The following is a 17,741-nucleotide window of genomic DNA, read 5'->3' on the forward strand; positions in this document are numbered from 1 at the left end:
ATCGCGCCGTTCACCGAAGATAACGTTATCAACCTCGCCGACAGCAATACCGATCAAATCCTTAGCGGCACGACGGATGCCAGTAATGCGGGTCGCACGCTCACCGTCACCCTCGGCAATAACAGCTGGAACACCGTTATTGCGGCGGACGGCACCTGGACGGTCACCATTCCAGGTGCGGTATTACAGGCGCTTCCACAAGGTGACGCTAACCTGAATGTCTCCTTCGTCGACAGCAATGGCAATCCCATCTCCGAAGATATCACCCTGACAGTCGATACCATCCCACCCGAGCTTGATCTGGCTGAGTTCTCTCCCGGCAACGTCCTCGATCAGGCGCAGGTCGACAGCGGGAAACTCATCTCCGGGTTTAGCTCGCCGGAAGATGCCGGGCAAACGGTCACCATCACCCTTGGCGAAAACCAGTTCGAGGCGATTGTTGCTGAAGACGGTAGCTGGAGCGCGTTAATCCCGTCTGAGGTTCTACAAACGTTACAGGAAGATCAGGTTTACACCCTGGAAATCAGCGTGACGGATCTGGCAGGCAACACCGCCACGGCTGAGCAAAGCTTTATCGTCAATACCACCCAGCCGATTATCCAACTGGAACCTATTACCGGCGATAACCAGATCAACGGGGCAGAACTCGCGCTAAACCAGGTCGTAACGGGCTGGACGGCGAATATCGACGCAGGCCAACTGGTGGTGGTCACACTTGGCACCCATGCCTATTACACCCGGGTTGCCGGCGACGGCAGCTTCCAGGTAACGGTGCCCGCAGGTGACTTGCAGGCGCTAACGCCGCCAGCAGAAACCATTACCGTGCAGTGCCAGAACAATGACGGCACGCCGCTGGCGCAAGCCACTGAAACTCTGGTGATCGACCCGTCTCAGGACGCCATCGCCATTGCCATTCTTTCTACCGATGATTATCTGAGCGCAGCGGAATCGACCCAACCGCTGGAAGTGCGTGGCGTGACTACCGTCACCGGGCCGGACGTCGCGGTAACGGTGAATTTTAACGGTAAAGATTACGCCGCGCTGGTGGATGGCGCAGGCAACTGGAGCGCCGTGATCCCACCGGAAGATCTGGCTTCGCTGCCGGATGGCGTCACGCCGGTCACCGCCACAGTGACCTATGGCATTGGCAGCGCCAGCGACTCACGTGACCTGAATGTCATAATGAACTATTTGCCGAAACCGACGCTTGACCTGCCGTTCGGCGATGGTTATCTCAACGCGCAGGAAATTACCGCCAACCAAACCCTCACCGGCAGCACCGGCGTCACGGGCACGGGGCAGCAGGTGGCGGTACAGCTTGGCGACAAGAGCTACAGCGCGGTGGTCGATGTGGATGGGCGCTGGACGCTTGAGGTACCGGCCGCAGATCTCCAGAACCTGCGCGAAGGCACCGTGTCGCTGAACGTCAACGCCATTGACGCCGCAGGCAACAGCGTCACGCTGGCGGGTAACGCCATTGTCGACATAACGCCGCCCATCCTCAGCCTGTTGCCGTTCTCGGGCGACGGCAAACTGAGCGGCGGGGAACTCAGCGCGGCGCAGACGCTTTCGGGCGTCACCACGCCTGAGCAAAATGGCCGGGAAGTGGTGGTGGATATCAACAACCAGCGCTTCACCACCACGGTCAACAGTGATGGAACCTGGAGCGTCCGGCTGCCTGCCGGTAGCCTGAGCTCGCTGCTCGAAGGCGATAACAACTATACCGTGACGCTCACCGACAGCGCGGGCAACAGCCAACAGGCCACCGGCGTCGTGTCGGTGAAAACCGCGCAGCCGTTGCTGAGCGTCGATCCGTTCACCGCCAATAACGCCCTGAGCGCCGCTGAAGTCAAAACCGATCAGTGGCTGACCGGCTCGACAGAAAACGTCGAGGCTGGTAGCAAAATCGTCGTGGTGCTGGGTAACCAGGAATTCACAACCCAGGTAGACGCAGACGGCAACTGGCGCATCCAGATGACCGCCGCCGATCTGCAAAAACTGGCTGACGGCACCAACACCCTGCAAGTCGCGGTAACGGACGCCTATGGTCAGCCTGCGACTCAGCAGCACAGTTTTGTGGTGGACAAGAACCTGAGCGCGGTGGCGATCAGCATTATCGCCGATGACGATTATCTCAACCAGGCGGAAAGCACCGAAGAATTGGTGGTGCGAGGCACCAGCGCCGGCCTGCCGGCAGGGACCGCCATCGAGGTGAATTTCGGCGGTACGCTGTTTGACACCACCATCGGGCCGGATGGCACCTGGAGCGTCACCGTTGGTCCTGAAGTCTTAACCGAACTGGCGGATGGCGAACTCACCATCACCGCCACGGCGACCTCCCCGGATAACACGCCCGTTAGCGACAGCCATCTGCTGAATGTGATGATTGAAAACTTACCTGACCCCAGCCTGGACGCGCCATTTATCGATGGGGTGCTCAACCTGGCGGAACGCGGTCAGTCCCATGAAATCACCGGCAGTACCGGTATCGCAGGCGGCGGACAGCAGGTTGAAATCACCCTCAACGGCAACACCTATCGCGGCCAGGTGGCGGCCGACGGTAGCTGGAGCGTGAGCCTGCCCGCAGGCGCGCTAACCGGCCTGACCGAGGCGGATTCGCCGGTCGCGATGGTGGTGACCGTCACCGACGCGGCAGGCAACGTGGTGCCAATCGGCGAAAGCTTTACCGTGGATGTCACGCCGCCGACGGTGACCGTATTGCCATTTACCGGTGACGATATCCTCAACGTGGCGGAGGCGAGCGTGCAGCAACTGCTCAGCGGCACCGCACCGGGCGCAGAAGGTGGGCAACCGGTCACTGTCGCGATCAACGGCGTGACTTACCAAACCGTTATCGGTACGGGTGGCGGCTGGGAGCTGCCGATCCCTACCGAAACTCTCCAGGCGTTACCGAGCGGCCCGGTTGCCATTACCGTTACCGTCACCGATAGCGCGGGTAACCCGACCACCATTAACCATGTGATCACCGTGGATACCGATCCGCAGCAGCAGCCGCAGGTTGTTATCGATCCGGTGACCAATAACAACATCATTGATGCCGGCGAAGTACGCGCGGATGTCACTATCACCGGCTACACCCTGAACGTCGAAGCCGGGCGTGAAGTCACGGTGACCATTAACGGCGATAGCTGGACCGGTTTTGTGGATGCGGCCGGGCGCTGGAGCGTGACGGTCCCGCAAGTGGCGATTGGCGCGCTGGCCGATGGCGAGCAAACCCTGACCGTGACGGTCACCGATGCGGCGGGCAACGAGGCCAGCCAGGATCGCACCTTCACCATCAACCTCGACACCAGCTCGCTGACCCTCGATCCGATCACCGGCGATAATATTCTCGGCGTTGCCGATCTGGCCGATGGATTTGAGATCGCCGGGCGCAGTGTGAATATCGCTGAAGGCACCGTGTTGACCGTGACCCTGAACGGCAAACAGTACCCGGCGACGGTGGCTGTGGGGGGCACCTGGAGCGCGCTGATCCCGCAGGCAGATGCCGCTGCGCTGGCAGATGGCACCGCCACGCTCACCGTGTCGGGCATGGATACCGACGGCAATCCGATTTCTACCTCGCACAGCTTCAATGTGCTGACGCACCAGACGCCGGAGCCGACGCTCAATACGCCGTTTACCGACGGCATCGTCAGCGGTAGCGAACTGGGCGGCGGGTCGCTGAGCGGCACCACCGGGGTCAGTGGGGCAGGGCAAACCGTCACCGTCACGCTGGGAACAGCAATCCTGACTGCCACCGTAGACGCCAACGGCAACTGGAGCGTTGCTGTCCCCGATACCGCGCTGGCCGATCTGGCTGAAGGCCCGAATGCGCTGGTGGTCACCGCGACCGATGCCGCAGGCAACAGCAATACCCTGGAAAGTAGCCTGGAAGTGGATACTACGCCGCCGACCCTGACCATCGGCCCCATCGCGGGCGATAACTCCGTTAACATTGCCGAAGCGAAGCAGGAAATCATTATCAGCGGGACCGCCGGGCCGTTTGATCCTGAGCGGGCGCAGTATGTGATTGTCGATCTCAACGGCCAGAAATACAGCGCTTTGATCCAGGAAGGCAATATCTGGAGCGTGACCCTTCCGGCCAATGCGCTGAGCAATCTGCCAGATGGCCCGGTCACGGTGACCGTGACGGCGAGCGATCCGGTAGGCAATAGCGCCACCGACACCGCTACCCTGACGCTGAATACCGATCCGCTGAGCGCGCCAACCCTGACGCTGGATCCGGTGTCCGGCGATGACTACATCAACGCCAACGAAGCGCAAGAACGGGTGACGCTTTCCGGCACCACGACCTTTGTCGAAGAGGGCCGGGAAGTGGTGCTGACGCTGAATGGCGTAGAGTATCGCACCACCGTGCTGGCTGATGGCAGTTGGACGGTAGACGTCCCGGCGGACGATCTGGCGCGGGTGGCCGACGGCCCGCAGGCGATCGCCGTTACGGTCACGGATGCGGCGGGCAACCCGGCCAGCACTACCCGTACCGTTAATTTCATCGCCAGCCCGGAGAACCAGCCGAGCCTGACGGTGGACGTCGTGGCCGGGGACGATGTGATCAACGCCCGGGAGCAGGATCTGCCACTGACCCTTACCGGCGGATCGCGGAATCTGCCGCAGGGCACGCTGGTAAACATCACCCTGGGCGACGGGAATTACACCGCGACCATTGGCCAGGATGGCAAATGGCAGGTCACTCTCCAGCCTGCCGATCTTCAGGCGCTCGCCGATCGGGGCTATAACCTGGTGGTCACCGCATTCGATCCGGCGCTGAATGAAGCGGCGATTAGCTATCCGATAACCGTTGATACCACCGGCCCTGACGTCATCATCAATGAAACAGGATTCTACGCCGATGGCCGCCTGAACCTCGCCGAAGCGGGCGTCGATCAACTGCTCACTGGCACGACCACAGCGGGATCAACCGTGTCGCTGACCCTCAACGGCAACACCCTTACCACCCAGGCGGGGATCGACGGCAACTGGCAACTGACGCTGCCGTCGCAGGATCTTAAAGCGCTCGATCAGGGCGTGAATGACCTGCAAGTGGTGGTGACCGATCCGCAAGGCAACGAAACCCGTGAATCCCTGCCGCTTGAGGTCGGCACGGTGCTACCGACCCTGACGCTGGACGCGGTATTCACCAATAATTTAATTGGCATCATTGAAGCGGCAGAAGGCGGTGACATCACCGGGACGTCAACTGGCTTTGATAATGGGGCGCAGGTAGGCATTTACCTTGGCGACACTCTGCTGGGAAATGCCACGGTGACAGATGGCGTCTGGACATTGCCGATCGATGCCGATCAACTTAATGCGTTTGTAAGCGGTCAGTATCTTCTTTCCGCCCGCGGCACCGATGCTTTCGGTAACCAGGCCAGCACCAGCGTTAATGTCGAACTGCTGCTGGATGCCCCGCAAGCGGAGCTGCCTTTGGCGCTGTTTGGGGATGATTTATATCTTAATCAAGCTGAGGCTGGCGTCGCTCAGATTATTTCAGGTAACACGGGACTTACCGGCAGCGGGCAAACGGTCGTCGTGACGATTGGCGACCTCGATCCGATCCAGGGCGTAGTGGACGATCGGGGCAACTGGACTGTGCAATTACCGCCTGAGCTGCTTCAGAACCTGGAAAATGGCTCTTACCCCCTGACCGTCACGCTAACTGACAAGGCAGATAACGCCTCCAGCGTGACGCAAAACTTCGACGTGCGCACCGACTCGCTGCCGGTACCGACCCTGACTCCGCCGTTTACCGACGGCACCCTGAACAGCGATGAGGCGGACGCGGGCGGGGCGCTGGGCGGCGACACGGGCCTGGCGGCGGAAGAAATCGCCCTCGTGACCGTCAGCATTAACAACGGCCCGGCGCAGATTGCTATGGTGAACCCGGACGGTAGCTGGACGTTGCCGCTGACGCCGGAACAGCTAAACGCGCTGCCGGATGGCACGCTACCGGTGACGGTGGTGGTGACCGATGTGGCGGGCAATACCTCCCCTGGCAACAGCAGTTTTGGCGTGGTGATCAACACCCTGCCAGTCGCGACCTTTATGACCCCGTTTGGTGACGGCGTGTTGAATTACGCCGAAACCCAGACGCCGCAGGTGATCCGGGGTTCTACGGGTGTCACCGGACCTGGCCAGACCGTCACCCTGACGTTTAATGGCGATAATTTTACCGGTACGGTGAACGCCCGTGGGGAATGGAACGTGACGCTGCCTACCCGCGCCTTTACTGGCCTGGCGGCGGGAGATACGCCGATCATGACCGTGCTGGTCACCGATGCGGCGCTGAACACCAGTACCGAAACCATTGGTTATCAGGTGCAGACCGCGTTGCCGACGCCGCAGATCACCAGCCTGTTCGGCGATGATGATTTCCTGAACATCGCCGAAGCCGCTGGTCCACTGACCCTGAGCGGCACTACCGGCGTCACCGGGCCGAATCAGTACGTCACCGTAACCATTGATGTGAACGGCACCCGCTATGTGGCTAACGTAACGCCGGAAGGTGCCTGGAGCGTACCGCTGCCAGCGGGCGCGTTGCAGTCGCTGGCAAATGGCCCGCACTCCATCACCGTGATTGCCGAGGATCAGTACGGCAACCAGGCGCCGCTTGAGGTGCCGTTTACCGCCGCGCTGACGCCGCCCACCGTCGCCATCAACACCCCTATTTTTGGCGATGGCTACGTGAACGTGGCGGAGTCGGATGGCAATACCCAACTGAGCGGCTCGTTGACTACCGGCGTGCCGGAAGACACCACGGTCATCGTTACCATTGGCGGCGTACCGTTCACGGCGGACGTGTCCGGCAATACCTGGACGCTCAATCTTGGCCCGGATAGCCTGGATGGCGTGCCGAACGGCCCGCAAAGCGTAGTAGTGACCATTACCGATGGCGCGGACAACACCAGCAGCGCCACCGTACCGGTGAACATTGCTATCATTCCGCCGACCATCACCGTTGAGCTTCCCTTTGGCGAAGGCGAATTAAGCTTTGCCGAAAGTCAGCAGCTCCAGACCCTTCGCGGCACCACCACCAATGTGGAAGCAGGGCAAACCGTGACGGTGACGCTGGGGGATCAGCAATACACCACCACCGTGCAGCCTGGCGGCGGCTGGTCATTGCAACTGACGCCGCAGCAAATGGCGCTGCTAACGACGGGCGTTACCACCATTGCGGCGGCGGTCAGCGATCGGGCCCAGAATCCGGCGGCATCCGATCCCATCGAAATTACAATCAATACCCAGCCGCCGGAATACAGCGTCACCCTTAACCCGCCGGGAACGGATGGCTACCTGAACGCCAGCGAACTGAGCGGCGAGACAATAGCCATTTCCGGGCGGACCACCGGCTTTGAGGCCGGGCAGGAAGTGACCGTTACCGTTAACGGCGTTGAGGTCGGCAACGCCGTGATTGACGCCAATGGGGACTGGACGCTCGCCGTGCCGTCGGCGGTATTTGCGGCGCAGACCGACTATACCGTGATTGGTACTACCGTTGCCGAGCCGGTCACTGTCGGCAACACCAGCGTGATTGTCGATACCACGCCGCCAACGGTGATTATTAACCCAATCTCAGGCGATGACGTGATCAGCGCCAGCGAAAGCAATCAGCCGTTGACGATCGCCGGTACTGCGGTTGGCGAACAGGGCCGTACCGTCACGGTCACCCTGAACGGACAAACCTTGTACAGCACTGTAGACAGCGCAGGCAACTGGAGCGTTACCCTGACGCCCGCCCAGGTCGCGGCGCTGCCGAACGGCTCACTGGATGTCACCGCCTCAATGACCGATGCGGCGGGCAACCCGGACACCGAAGTGCGCCCAATTACCGTCGATAAAGACGCGCCGCTGCTGGTGGTAGACACCCTGGGCGTGCCTGCATTGCTGACGACGGCGACGGCGATCCCTGGCGTGCTGCTGAGTGGCCGTGGCGACGTGGGCGAAACGGTGACGGTGCGCGTCGGGCCGCTGGTCGCGGAAGCGCTGGTTGACGCAGACGGTCGCTGGACGATTAACTCGGCGGATCTGGATCTCACGTCGCTGTTCGACGGCGCACAGGTGATTTCCATTACCTCCACCGATGCGGCAGGCAACACCTCCACCAATAACGTGGCGCTCAACGTGGCGCTTAACCGTGGCCTGGGCGTGCTGGTAGAAGATCTGATCGGTGGAGACGGCATCCTGAACGTTGCCGAATCGCTGTTGACCCAGACCCTGACGGGCACCATCTCCGGGGATTATCGCGGTGCAACGGTAGAGGCGACGTTACTGGGCACCGATATCACGCTGCCGGTGGTCTCCGTTGGGCCGGATGGCCGCTTTGCCATCGACTTCCCGCCCGATCTCTGGACGCAGATCCTTACCGATACGGTTTCGCTGCAACTGAACGTGACCGACGCCAACGGCAACACCACCAATGAGATCGTCGACGTGCGTCTGGCGCTCAGCGATCTGCCGGTGATCGGCGATGTGATTGCGGCTGGCGACAATATTATCAACGTACTGGACAGCACTACCGATCAACTGGTGACCGGGACGCTGTCCACGGTGGAAAACGTCGCGGATGTGGTGGTTACGCTGGCAGGGCAAACTTATCGGGCTGTGCTGAACGGGACCCAGTGGGCCGTGACCCTGCCACAGGACGTGCTGGCGAATCTGCCGGACGGCACGGCGGCGCTTCACGTGGCGGTCACCGATATCTTTGGCAACGTGGTATCGAACACCACCGATCTGACCGTGGCGCTGCGTAATCTGCCGTCCCTGGCGCTCGATCCGCTGTTCGGCGACGGCACGCTCAGCATCCCTGACTTGCTGTCCGGGCTGGTGAGCGGTACGGCGACCGGGCTGGCGGGCCAGACGCTCAATATCAGCATCGGCGATGCGCCGCTGTTAACCACCACGGTCGGCGAGGATGGCCGCTGGTCGGTGGCGTTAACACCAGAGGTTCGCGATATTCTGCAAACCGTGGGCAGCGGTACGGTTCCGGTCAGCATTACGGCGACTGACCAGAACGGCAACGTCGCCGAAGTGGACAACACGCTGCGTCTCGATCTGCTGCAACCGGTCCTAAATACCCTGACGATGTTTGGCGATGGGCTGCTTAACGCGGTAGACGCGCTGGCGACCCAAACCATCAGCGGGCTGGTGGGGAATGCTCCGGCAGGCTCCAGCGTCTCGGTGGAGATTGGCGGCAGAACCTTTGCGGGCGTCGTCGCCAGCGACGGGGCGTTTACTATCAACGTCGGTCCGGCTCAACTGGCGCTCTTGTCGGATGGCGTATTTACCCCAACGGTGACCATTACCACCCCGAACGGCAATACCAGCCAAGTGCCCGGCAGCGCGCCGATCACCATCGGGTTGGCTAATCTGCCGACGGTGATTGTGGATAGCGTGTTCGGTGACGGTTTGCTGAACGCGCTGGAAACCGGCGTTGCCCAGACCATTAGCGGAACGGTGGCTAACCTCGCCAGCGGGACGGTGCTGGTCAGGATCGGCAATTCCGCGCCGCTGGAAGCCACTATCAATAATGGCGTCTGGTCAGTGCAGGTGCAGCCGGACGTACTGCGTCTGCTGCCGGATGGCGCGCTGAACGTTACCGCGACGGTGCAGGATGCCGCAGGCAATGTGGCGACAGGCAATAAAGTGCTGAACAGCATTATCAACGGCGTACCGACGCTGACCGTCAATACGCCGTTCGGCGATGGCAGCCTGAGCCTGACGGACCTGCTGACCAACCAGATCCTCAGCGGCAGTTCCACCCATCTGGCGGCGGGCACGCAGGTTACCGTCAACGTTGGGCCGCTGGCGCTGCGCACCACCATTGCCGCGGACGGCAGTTGGCAGTTGTCGCTGCCGGGCGCGCTGTTGCAGGGATTGCAGGACGGTAGCCAGTTGATCTCGGTGACAGCCCAGGACGTGGTGGGCAACGTGGCGCAGGGCACGCAAAACCTGCTGGTGTCCATCGCCGCGCTGCCGTCGATTATCCTCGACCCGCTGTTTGGCGATGGCGGCCTGAACGCCTCCGATATCCTGAGCGCGAAAGTCATCACCGGTAGCAGCACCAACGCCATTGGCGCACAGGTTAACCTCCTGTTGGGCGGCAAAACCTACCAGGCCACGGTAGGCGCGGACGGTAAATGGTCGATCCCGGTTTCGCAAACCGATCTCGGCCAACTGCTGGACGGCACGCTGACGGTGAATGCCTCGTTGACCAACGCCGCAGGCAACAGCGCCAATACCAGCGGGTTGCTGAACATCGTTACCCATCTTCTGCCGACCCTCTCGCTGACCTCGCTGTTTGGCAACGACAGCTACCTGAACGTGAGCGAAGCCAGTTCCGGGCAGATCCTCACCGGGCGGATCACGGGCGCAGGCGGGGGCGCAAGCGTGGTCGTCACCCTCGGCAATACGCCATACAACGCCACGGTGAACCCGGACGGCACCTGGTCGCTGGCGTTGAGCAGTAACATTCTCAACGGCCTGACCAACGGGGCGCTGAAAGTGGGCGTAGCGGTCACCGACATCGTCGGCAACGTGACCCGCACCAGCACCGACGTGACCGTGAAACTGACCACGCCGGAGCTGACCTTTAACGCGCTGCAATCGCTCAACTTGCTGACCTTGCTCACGAAAGGGCTCACCCTCAACGGTGGCTCCCGTAATCTGGGCGCAGGCGCGGTCGTCCACTTGTCGCTGCTGAATAACACCGTGACCACCACAGCGATCACCGATGCCAACGGCAACTGGTCGGCGAATCTTGGTCTGGGGCTGAATATTCTGCAACTGCTGTCGCTGTCCAGCGTGTTGACGATCTACTCCACCGATGTGGCGGGCAACACGGGCTATCTGAATGTAGGGCTGGGCGGCAATCTCATCTCCACCGAGCCGCCAGCGGGCTTCACCGTGACCCAGGCCGATGCGGAAACCTTCTCGCTGCTGGCGGTAACCGCCGATGTTCAGCAGGAACCAGCGGCGACTCAGGAACAGCAAACCGCTACCGTGGCGAGGGATGATGCGGCAGGATTTGCAGAACCGCAAACCCCCACCGAAAGCGAACTCAACAGCTTCTCTATTGGCGGCGTGAGTATTGATCTGGCCGACGGAACGTACCAGAGCGGGGAGACGCTTCAGGGCAGCGAGGGTAACGACACCATCCACCTGTCGACGCTGGGCTTCACGTCTATCGACGCGGGGGCGGGCACCGATACCCTGATGCTCGACGGCATCAATATGACTCTCGACCTCACCGCACTGACCGGCAAATTGCACAACATCGAAATTTTCGATTTGGGCCAGTCCGGCACCAATACCCTCACCCTCGATCTTAACGAGGCGCTGACCATCACCGACAAACCGGAAGACGATCTGCTGATCAAAGGCAGTAACGGCGACCAGGTGAACCTGGTGAAAGGGCAGGGAGATATCTGGCAGGTCAGCGGGCAGCGAGACGTGGACGGCGTGCAGTTTGATGTTTACCACAACAGCTCGCAGTCCAACACCCTGGGGGATGTGCTGGTGCAACACGGGTTACACGTCAACGTGGTTTAACGGGCGACACAGGCAGGGACGCCGGGAACTCAGGGATGAGGGAATGATTTCTAACAATATCACCAGCCGCCTGCGGGCGGCTTTACAAGGTGGAATTCGATGACGATAAAACCGGTGTATCGACGCACGGTGACGGCGCTGCTGGTCGCCGTCGCGCTGTGCAGTGCGGCAAACGCAGCGGCGCAAGAGGACTTTCGCTGGCAAACCGCGCCAACCGAAGCCTTCCAGGCGCAGCTGACCATTAAAGAAGCGATTCTGCGCGCCTTTGCCCGCAACCCTAAAATCGCCCAGGCCTCGGCGCAAATACAGGTCGGGAAAGCCAATCTCTCCGAAGCGGAAAGCGCCTGGTTTCCGCAAATTGCGCTCACCGGCAATGCCGGACGTACTCACCGTACCGACTCTGCGGGTTCGCTGAACAGCAACGCGGCGGCGGGCCTCAACCTGAAACAGCTACTATGGGATTTTGGCAAAACCGGCGGCAGCATTGATGAACAGGAAAACCTGTCGACCGCTTATCAGTACGATCTGTACACCACCCTGAATCAGGTCGGCATGGAAACGTTGCAATCCTATTTGCAGGTCAAGCGCTACCAGGCGCTGGCGAAAGCGGCTGAGCGCAACCGCAGTTCGCTGGAGTCGGTCCGCGAAATGGCAAAACTGCGCGCCGGGGCGGGGCTGAGCTCCCAGTCCGACGTGTTGCAGGCCAGCACGCGCATCGCCGCCATGAACGCCACCTACGAACAATATCAGGCGCAGATGCGTTCGGCGCAGGCGTCGCTCAGCGTGCTGACCGGGGTGATCTCCGACAACCTGCCAGACCTGCCTGATGATCTGATGAAGCAAAAAATCTCGCTCAAATCTCTGCCTTACGACCAGAACAACGCGGTACGTAGCGCCCAGGCGAAGCAACTGGCGTCGGAAGAGCGCATCCGCCAGGCCAGGGCGCAGCACTACCCGACTATTTCGGTACAGGCGGGGCGTACCCGTTATCAGAACGACAATGGCGACTACTGGGATGATGAAGTGCAGCTGGTGGTGGATGCGCCGCTGTATCAGGGCGGCGCGGTGAGCGCCAGGGTGGATGCCGCCGAAGGCGACCGGGCCAACGCCCGCGCCCAGGTAGAAGCCAGCAAGCTTGACGTCAACCAAAAGGCCGCCACCGCCTGGGCGGATTTAACCGGCGCGCAGCAGCGCCAGCAGGCCGGTGAGCTGCAACTGTTAAGCGCAGGCCAGGCGCGCGGGGTGTACCGCGACGAGTACCAGTTAAGCAAGCGCAGCCTGAATGATTTGCTGAGCGTTGAGCAGGATGTGTTTTCGGCGGAAAGCGCCACCATCGTCGCCCGGTATGACGCCTGGGATGCCGCCGTGCGCTACGCCGGAGCGGTAGATAATTTGCTCGATATGTTGGGCATCGAGCGCACCCGTTTAACAGGAGACAGCCTGCCGTCGCTATAGGCAGCGCATGTGAAGGAGTCAGTATGGAACAGCCCGATACCGCATCCTGGATAGCCGCCATGACCCGCGCCGCAGGGCGTTTTGGCCTGACCAGCGATGCCCCTGCCGTCCGCCAGCAAATGCGCTGGTTTGAAAACTTGCCGCTTTCCCAGCGGCTTTCCCGCATGGCAGGGTTAATGGGATTACAAATTCAAATGATGCCCCGCGACCGGATGCGCTGGAGCCCGCAAAATTTGCCGGTGATTGTGCCAGGCCAGGACGGCAACCTGGTGCTTATTGAGGCGCTGGACGGCGACGGCCTTGCCAGTTACTGGGTGAGCAATGGCGGCGATCTGGTGCGCGAAGAGGCGCTGGAAACGCTGCTGGAACGGTTACAGGATCAGGTGGTGATGATCGGTATTGCCGCCCGCAGCCACGACCCGCGTATTGATGAGTTCGCCCAGGCCTGGGAGCCGCACTGGTTCTGGCGGCATTTCCGTCACGCAGGCCGCAAGCTGGCGGAAATCTCGCTGGCATCGGTGGTGGGCAATGTGCTGGCGCTGGGGGGGATTTTGTTTTCAATGCAGGTTTACGACCGGGTGATCCCGGCGCAGTCCTTCCCAACCCTGTGGGTGCTGTTCTTCGGGGTGCTGATGGCGGCGCTGCTGGAATTCTTTATCCGCCTGGCGCGCACCCACGTGTCGGACATTATGGGCAAGCATATCGATTTGCAGGTCTCGTCGCTGTTTTTCGCCAGGGCGATGGCGATCAAAAACGATGCCCGCCCGAAATCCACCGGATCGTTTATTTCACAGTTGCGGGAAATCGATCAGGTGCGCGAACTGCTGACCTCCACCACTGTGGGGGCGGCGATGGATATTCCGTTCGTGCTGCTGTTTCTCGGCATTATGGCACTGGTGGGTGGGCCGCTGGTGGCGATCCCGTTACTGGCGATCCCGCTGATTGTGATCCCAGGGATTCTGATCCAGTGGCCGATGGCGAAGCTTGCCAAAGAAGGGATGCGCGAGAGCGCGATCCGCAATGCGGTGCTGGTGGAATCCATCGAGGGGGTGGAGGACATCAAGGCATTACAGGCGGAACCGTACTTTCAGCGCCAGTGGGAACATACCCACCATGTAGGCACCAGCATCGGCATGAAGCAGCGCATCTGGGGCGCGCGCCTGAGCGGCTGGGCCTCCACCGTGCAGCAAATCACCTACGCCGGAATGCTGGTGTTCGGCAGCTATCTGGTGCTTGACGGGCAAATCACTACCGGGACGCTGGTGGCGTGCAGTCTGCTCTCGTCGCGCACCCTCGCGCCGCTGATGCAACTGACCATGGTGTTCTCCCGCTGGCAACACGCCAAAACCGCCATGAGCGGGCTGAACGAACTGCTGAAAAAACCGCTGGATCGCGAAGCCTCCCGCAAGATGGCGCATTGCCCGGTGCTGGCCGGGCATTACCAGTTCCAGAATGCGCAATACAGCTACGACGAAGAAAAGGGCGACCGCGCGCTGTCCATCGGCAAGCTGGAGATCAAACCCGGCGAGCGGGTAGCGATTTTAGGCAAAGTCGGCGCCGGTAAATCGACGCTGCTGAAATTGCTCAGCGGCCAGGCGCAGCCGGGAAAAGGCAAAGTGATTATCGATGGCGTGGATTTGGCGCATATCGACCCTAACGACGTGCGCCGCCAGGTGGGCTACCTGTCGCAGGATTCCAGGCTGTTTTTCGGCACCCTGCGCCAGAACCTGATGCTCGGTCACCCGCACGCCACCGAGGCGGAGCTGTTGCAGGCGCTGCGCATCAGCGGGGCGCTCAATATGGTGCAGCAGGACGCCGCCAGCCTTGACCGGCTGATTAACGAAGGCGGGCGCGGGCTTTCCGGCGGCCAGCGGCAAATGGTGCTGCTGAGCCGGCTGATCGTCCGTAATCCGCAAATCGTGCTGATGGACGAACCCACGGCGAACATGGATGAGCAACTGGAAAACCTGATTATCCGCCAACTGCACCAGTGGCTGACGGGCCGCACCCTGGTGCTGGTCACTCATCGCCCGGCACTGCTGGCGCTGGTGGACCGGGTGATCGTAATGGATAACGGCCAGGTAGTGGCGGACGGGCCGCGCGATCAGATCCTCAAAACTGCCCAACGTAACAGCAATGTGGCGTCCATCGCTTAAGGAAACAGGATGAGTCAACTTACGCTTGAGGAAGATCTGGCGCGTCAGGGGCGCTTTTACTCGTCGGTGATCTGGCTGTCGCTGATTGGCCTGGTGGTGTTTTTTGTCTGGGCGTGGTTCGCCATGCTGGATGAAGTGACCGTCGGCACCGGTAAAGTGACGCCGTCCAGCCATGCGCAGGTGATAGAGAGCCTCGACGGCGGGATTGTCAATGCGCTGCTGGTGCAAGAGGGGGATATCGTCGAGCAGGGCCAGATGCTGGCACGGCTCGACCCGACCCGTTTTCAGTCCAACTACGGCGAAGCGGCGGCGCGGGCCAGAGCGTTGCGGGCTTCCAGCGAGCGGCTGCGCGCCGAACTCACCGGCGAGCCGTTGAAATTCAGCGAGGAGTCGATGCGCGAGCCAAACCTGGTGGTGCGCGAACGTCAGCTTTATGAATCGCGGCGGCGTAATCTCAATGAGACGGTTTCCAACCTGCAAAAGACGCTGGAGCTGATCAATGCCGAAATCCGCATGACCCAGCCGCTGGTAGCGAAAGGGGCAGCGGGCCAGGTGGAAGTGATCCGTCTGCAACGTCAGGTGGCCGAGCTGCGCGGTAAGATCGACGAAGCGCGTAACCAGTACGCGGTGCGCGCCAGGGAAGAGCAGGTGAAGAACGATGCCGATCTGGATGCCCAGATCCAGGCGATGGCGGGTAAAGCCGATCAGCTGGATCGCGCCACGCTCTATTCGCCGGTGCGCGGGGTGGTGAAAGACATCCAGGTGACCACCGTGGGCGGCGTACTTCAGCCGGGCGGCAAATTGATGGAGATTGTGCCGCTGGAGGACAAGCTACTGATCGAAACGCGCATTAACCCGCGCGATATCGCTTATATCCGACCCGGCCTGCCCGCGACGGTCAAAATCACGGCCTATGATTCGTCTATCTATGGCAACCTGGATGGCAGAGTGGAAATCGTGTCGCCGGATACTCTTCAGGACGAAGTGCAGCGCGATCAGTTTTACTACCGAGTATATGTGCGTACCGATCATGCGGAGCTGGAAAACCGCAGCGGCAAACGCTTCCCGATTTTGCCGGGGATGGTGGCGAGCGTGGAGATTAAGACCGGGCAGAAAACGGTGCTTGATTACTTAATCAAGCCGCTGAACAAGGTGAAAGAGGCGTTAAGGGAGCGGTAATAAAAATCCCAACCGTAGGGTTGGGATTCAGGAAATTAGCGGCCCGCGTTTTTCATAATGCGGGCTTTATCTACCTGCCATTCACGCTCTTTGACATCCGAGCGCTTGTCGTGCTGTTTTTTACCTTTCGCCACGCCGATTTTGACTTTGCACCAGGCGTTCTTCCAGTACAGCGACAGAGCGACCACGGTGTAGCCATCGCGGTTAATACGACCATACAGATTATCAAGTTCGCGCTGATTCAATAGCAGCTTACGGGTACGCGTCGGGTCGCAGACCACATGGCTTGACGCGACGTTCAGCGGCGTAAAGTTCGCACCAAACAGATAGGCTTCGCCATCTTTGAGGATCACATAACTATCACCGATGTTAGCCTTTCCGGCGCGTAAGGATTTTACTTCCCAGCCCTGAAGGGCGAGGCCAGCTTCAAATTCGTCTTCAATGAAGTATTCGTGACGGGCGCGTTTATTCAGCGCGATAGTGGCAGAACCCGGTTTGTGTGCTTTTTTCTTCGTCATAATGGCACTCAGTATCCGTAAAAAAGGCACCCCATCCTGAGGGGCGGAAAGCCGTTATAGTAGCACGTCTTAGGCCTGAGAGTTTTTGTTTCACCCAGGATAAATGCTATTCTTGGCAGGTTGCAGAACGACAGGAAACGCTATGCCTCAGATTAGCCGCACTGCCCTGGTACCATACAGCGCCGAGCAGATGTACCAATTAGTGAATGATGTGAAGTCCTATCCCGAATTTTTACCAGGCTGCGTGGGCAGCAGGGTACTTGAATCCTCCGCGACGCAAATGACCGCGGCGGTGGAAGTCTCGAAAGCAGGGATCAGCAAAACGTTCACCACCCGTAATACCCTGACCAGCAACCAGAGCATTTTAATGCATCTGGTGGACGGGCCGTTTAAGCGCCTGATGGGCGGCTGGAAATTTACCCCGCTCAGCCCCGAAGCGTGCCGCATCGAGTTCCAGCTTGATTTCGAATTTACCAGCAAGCTGATTGAACTGGCGTTTGGCCGGGTGTTTAAAGAGCTGGCAGGCAGTATGGTTCAGGCGTTTTCAGCCCGGGCAAAAGAGGTTTACAGTGCCAGCTAAGATCGCCGTTGAAGTGGCTTACGCGCTGCCGGAAAAGCAGTATCTGCGGCGCGTGACGCTGGAAGAGGGCGCTACGGTCGAGCAGGCGATTCATGCTTCGGGTCTGCTGGCGCTGCGCACCGATATCGATCTGGCGAAAAATAAGGTGGGTATTTACAGCAGGCCGGTAAAACTCACCGACGTACTCTCCGATGGTGACCGGGTGGAAATTTACCGTCCGTTAATCGCCGACCCGAAAGAGTTGCGCCGTCAGCGTGCGGAAAAGGCAGCGAAGAAATAGCG

7 protein-coding genes are annotated in these 17,741 nt (G+C 60.4%); 6 read left to right on the top strand and 1 reads right to left on the bottom strand.

All coding sequences use genetic code 11. The annotated features are described in order from the left end of the window. Positions 1 to 27: 27 nt before the first annotated feature. The 4 genes from RT120_RS19500 to RT120_RS19515 all read left to right on the top strand — a co-directional run bounded on the left by RT120_RS19500 (position 28) and on the right by RT120_RS19515 (position 16,361). On the top strand, positions 28 to 11,571 hold the full coding sequence (locus tag RT120_RS19500) for an Ig-like domain-containing protein (protein WP_312985277.1): 11,544 nt from the start codon (positions 28 to 30) through the stop codon (positions 11,569 to 11,571). 99 nt (positions 11,572 to 11,670) lie between these two features. Then, complete coding sequence (locus RT120_RS19505) at positions 11,671 to 13,026, top strand: TolC family outer membrane protein (protein WP_312985235.1); 1,356 nt, start codon at positions 11,671 to 11,673, stop codon at positions 13,024 to 13,026. Between the two features lie 23 nt (positions 13,027 to 13,049). Beyond that, complete coding sequence (locus RT120_RS19510; RefSeq protein ID WP_312985237.1) at positions 13,050 to 15,182, top strand: type I secretion system permease/ATPase; 2,133 nt, start codon at positions 13,050 to 13,052, stop codon at positions 15,180 to 15,182. Positions 15,183 to 15,191: 9 nt separating this feature from the next. Further along, a complete protein-coding gene (locus tag RT120_RS19515) occupies positions 15,192 to 16,361 on the top strand; it encodes an HlyD family efflux transporter periplasmic adaptor subunit (RefSeq protein ID WP_312985239.1) in 1,170 nt (389 codons plus the stop codon). Positions 16,362 to 16,396: 35 nt separating this feature from the next. Here the strand turns inward: RT120_RS19515 and smpB are convergent, their stop codons facing one another. Then, positions 16,397 to 16,879, bottom strand: coding sequence for an SsrA-binding protein SmpB (gene smpB / locus RT120_RS19520; RefSeq protein WP_312985240.1), 483 nt, complete (start codon positions 16,877 to 16,879; stop codon positions 16,397 to 16,399). A gap of 142 nt (positions 16,880 to 17,021) precedes the next feature. On the opposite strand from smpB, the gene RT120_RS19525 reads away from it, so the two are divergent. Both RT120_RS19525 and RT120_RS19530 read left to right on the top strand, forming a co-directional pair. Further along, positions 17,022 to 17,459: a type II toxin-antitoxin system RatA family toxin gene (locus RT120_RS19525; protein ID WP_203124251.1), complete on the top strand. Its 438-nt coding sequence runs from the start codon at positions 17,022 to 17,024 to the stop codon at positions 17,457 to 17,459. Continuing rightward, the gene (locus tag RT120_RS19530) at positions 17,449 to 17,739 is read left to right on the top strand and encodes an RnfH family protein (RefSeq protein ID WP_144130593.1); all 291 of its coding nucleotides are present in this window, start codon (positions 17,449 to 17,451) and stop codon (positions 17,737 to 17,739) included. The genes RT120_RS19525 and RT120_RS19530 overlap by 11 nt, the downstream gene beginning before the upstream one ends. Positions 17,740 to 17,741 lie beyond the last annotated feature (2 nt).

It is taken from the genome of Atlantibacter sp., assembly GCF_032062175.1.
Lineage (GTDB): Bacteria > Pseudomonadota > Gammaproteobacteria > Enterobacterales > Enterobacteriaceae > Atlantibacter.